The organism is Streptomyces prasinopilosus (assembly GCF_001419695.1).
Taxonomy (GTDB): Bacteria; Actinomycetota; Actinomycetes; order Streptomycetales; family Streptomycetaceae; genus Streptomyces; species Streptomyces prasinopilosus.
Window position 1 is genome coordinate 1 of record NZ_LIRG01000976.1, and the last position, 3,271, is coordinate 3,271.

General features: G+C 74.6%; 4 protein-coding genes. All 4 read left to right on the forward strand.

The features are described 5' to 3' along the window. Positions 1-60: 60 nt before the first annotated feature. On the forward strand, positions 61-231 hold the full coding sequence (locus tag AOK18_RS31570; RefSeq protein ID WP_074994502.1) for a Trm112 family protein: 171 nt from the start codon (positions 61-63) through the stop codon (positions 229-231). 93 nt (positions 232-324) lie between these two features. Next, a complete protein-coding gene (locus AOK18_RS29230; protein ID WP_055574467.1) occupies positions 325-1,452 on the forward strand; it encodes an SIS domain-containing protein in 1,128 nt (375 codons plus the stop codon). A gap of 160 nt (positions 1,453-1,612) precedes the next feature. Beyond that, positions 1,613-2,764: a mannose-6-phosphate isomerase, class I gene (gene manA, locus AOK18_RS29235; protein WP_055696265.1), complete on the forward strand. Its 1,152-nt coding sequence runs from the start codon at positions 1,613-1,615 to the stop codon at positions 2,762-2,764. 143 nt (positions 2,765-2,907) lie between these two features. Next, on the forward strand, positions 2,908-3,271 hold a 364-nt coding region (locus tag AOK18_RS29240), incomplete at its 3' end, for a cation diffusion facilitator family transporter (RefSeq protein ID WP_157865291.1).

The window sequence follows — 3,271 nt, forward strand, 5'->3', positions numbered from 1 at the left end:
CACCGGCGGTACCCTGACCAGGCACATCCGCAGACGCCCGCCCCGAAGGGAACCCACCCCATGCCGCTGGAAACCGGCCTCCTGGAGATCCTCGCCTGCCCGGCCTGCCACTCCCCCCTCGAGGAGCGGGACAACGAGCTGATCTGCACCGGTCAGGAGTGCGGCCTGGCGTACCCGGTCCGCGACGGCATCCCCGTCCTCCTCGTCGACGAGGCCCGCCGCCCCGGGTGACCGACGGGCCGGCGCCCCCGCACGCCGGCGCCCCGCCGCTCCGAGTACCGCCGCTCCGCGTACGACGCCCCGCCGATCGGAGGCAGCCGCCCCATGCTCGACGAATCGCTGCTCGACTCACCGGAGGGCCTCGCCGAGGCCGACCACCGCGGGCTGCTCCGCGGCGCCGCCGAAGCGGGCGCCCGGGTCCGCACCGCCGCGCGGCACGCGGCCGAGGCCGGGGTCCACGACCTCAAACCCGACGGCCGCCCCCGCGCCGTCCTCATCGCGGGCCCCGGCGCGGCCGCCACCCAGACCGCCGACCTCCTCGGCACGCTCGCCGGCGCGGGCAGCCCCGTCACCCGGCTCGCGCCCACCGGCGTGGCCCCCGCCGCGGGCGCGCTGCGCTGGGAACTGCCCGGCTGGGCCGGTTCCGTGGACCTGCTCCTGATCGCCACCCCGGACGGCACCGAACCGGGCCTGTCCCTGCTCACCGAACAGGCCTACCGCCGCGGCTGCACCGTCGTCGCCGTGGCCCCCGCCCGGACCCCGCTCGCCGAGACGGTCGACGGCTCCCACGGCCTGTTCGTCCCCCTGGCGACCGCGTCCTACGAACGGGACGAACCCCCCGCCGCCTCCGCCCCCGGAGTCCTGTGGGCGCTGCTCACCCCCCTGCTCGCGCTCCTGGACCGGGCCGGCCTGCTCACCGCCCCGCCGGACGCCCTGGAGAAGGTCGCCGACCGCCTCGACCGCATCGCCGAACGCTGCGGACCGGCCCTCGCCACCTACAGCAACCCCGCCAAGACCCTGGCCGCCGAACTCGCCGACGCGCTGCCCGTCGTGTGGACCGAGGGCACCTCGGCCGGTCCGGCGGGCCGCCGTTTCGCCGCCGCGCTCGCGGAACTGTCCGGCACCCCCGCCGTCGTCGCCGAACTGCCCGAGGCGCTCAGCGCGCACAGCGCCCTGCTGGCCGGCCCGCTTGCCGCCCGCGCCGACCCGGACGACTTCTTCCGCGACCGCGTGGAGGAACCCCCCGCCCTGCACGCGCGCGTGGTGCTGCTCCGCGACCGCCCGATCGGCGGCCTCACCGCCGCCCCGGCCGCCCGCGAGCTGGCCCTCGGCCACGACACGCCGATCAGCGAACTCGAACCCGAGGAGGGCGGGGAACTGGAGACCCTCGCCGAGCTGATCGCCGTCACGGATTTCGCCGCCGTTTACCTGGCGCTCACCTCGAGAGCCTGATCATGCGAAGGACGGTTTCCCCCGGAACACCCTGAGCAGGACCTCGGCGCAGGGCCCGCCGTGCCGCGTCCACCCGTACGACCGGGTGGACCGCCCCGCCGTGCCGCCCCTCCGTCCCGCGCTCCGCCGAGAACCTGCCGAACGACCCAGAGAGAGCTCCATGGATCGCCTCGACAACACCATCCGCCCCTACGCCTGGGGTTCCACCACCGCCATCGCCCGGCTGCTCGGCGTCGAGCCGACCGGTGAGCCGCAGGCGGAGATGTGGATGGGCGCCCACCCCGGCGCACCCTCGCGCACCGGCCGGGGCACCCTCGCCGAGGTCATCGCCGCCGACCCGGAGCGGGAACTCGGCGCGGCCTCGGTCGCGAAGTTCGGCCCGCGCCTGCCCTTCCTCCTCAAGCTCCTCGCCGCCGGCGCGCCGCTGTCCCTCCAGGTCCACCCCGACCTGGACCAGGCGAAGGCCGGCTACGCGGACGAGGAACGGCGCGGCGTCCCCGCCGACGCCGCGCACCGCACCTACAAGGACGCCAACCACAAGCCCGAACTGGTCTGCGCCCTCACCGAATTCGACGGCCTCTGCGGCTTCCGCGAGCCGCTGCGCGCCGCCGCACTGCTCGACGCCCTCGGCGTGGACTCCCTCAAGCCGTACGTCGACCTGCTGCACGCCCGGCCCGAGGAGGCGGCCCTGCGCGAGGTCCTCACCGCCCTCCTCACCGCCGACCGGGACGAGATGGCCCGCACCGTCACCGAGGCGGCCGCCGCCTGCGACCGCCTCGGCGGCGACCACGCCCCGTACGCCGCCATCGCCCACCACTACCCGGGCGACCCCGGCGTCATCGCCGCCATGCTCCTCAACCACGTCCGGCTCCAGCCCGGCGAGGCCCTCTACCTCGGTGCCGGCGTCCCGCACGCCTACCTGAACGGCCTCGCCGTCGAGATCATGGCCAACTCCGACAACGTCCTGCGCTGCGGACTGACCCCCAAGCACGTCGACGTCCCCGAACTCCTGCGCATCGTCCGCTTCGAGCCCCGCGACCCCGGCGTGCTGCGCCCGGAGGCCGCACCGGACGGCGAGGAGCTCTACGAGACCCCCACCGACGAGTTCCGGCTCTCCCGCTACGTCCTGCCCGCCGGCGGCGCCACCCACGACCTCACCCGGGCCACGCCCCAGATCCTGCTCTGCACGGCCGGCTCCGTACGCGCGGGCGAGCACGAGCTGACCCCGGGCACCTCCGTGTTCGTCCCTGCCGGCGAAAGGGCCGAAGTGTCCGGTACGGGAACCCTTTTCAGGGCCACGGTCGTCGTCTGACCGCCGGACGACGGTGATCTGACCCCCCGTCGCCCCGCGGGGCTGCAACAATGTCCCCCCGTTACAGCACGGACCACGCCCGGGCGGCGTACGAAGACGTCCGCCCGGGCCCGTGCACGGGTACGAAGGGACAACGCGGACACATGAGCGCGTCAGGCGGAACCAAGGCGATCGTTGCGGCACTCCTCGCCAACGCGGCGATCGCGGTAGCGAAGTTCGTGGCGTTCCTCTTCAGCAACTCCTCGTCGATGCTCGCCGAGTCCGTGCACTCCGTCGCCGACTCCGGCAACCAGGCCCTGCTCCTGCTCGGCGGCAAGCGGGCCCAGCGGCAGGCCACCCCGCAGCACCCCTTCGGCTACGGCCGCGAGCGCTACATCTACGCCTTCCTCGTCTCCATCGTGCTGTTCTCCGTCGGCGGCCTGTTCGCCATCTACGAGGGCTACGAGAAGATCAAGCACCCGCATGAGCTGACGCACTGGTACTGGCCGGTCGGCGTGCTGGTCTTCG

Bases quoted from the DNA above. Each gene is read 5' to 3' on its own strand.
- AOK18_RS31570 (WP_074994502.1), top strand. From the start codon at position 61: ATGCCGCTGGAAACCGGCCTCCTGGAGATCCTCGCCTGCCCGGCCTGC.
- AOK18_RS29230 (WP_055574467.1), top strand. From the start codon at position 325: ATGCTCGACGAATCGCTGCTCGACTCACCGGAGGGCCTCGCCGAGGCC.
- manA (WP_055696265.1), top strand. From the start codon at position 1,613: ATGGATCGCCTCGACAACACCATCCGCCCCTACGCCTGGGGTTCCACC.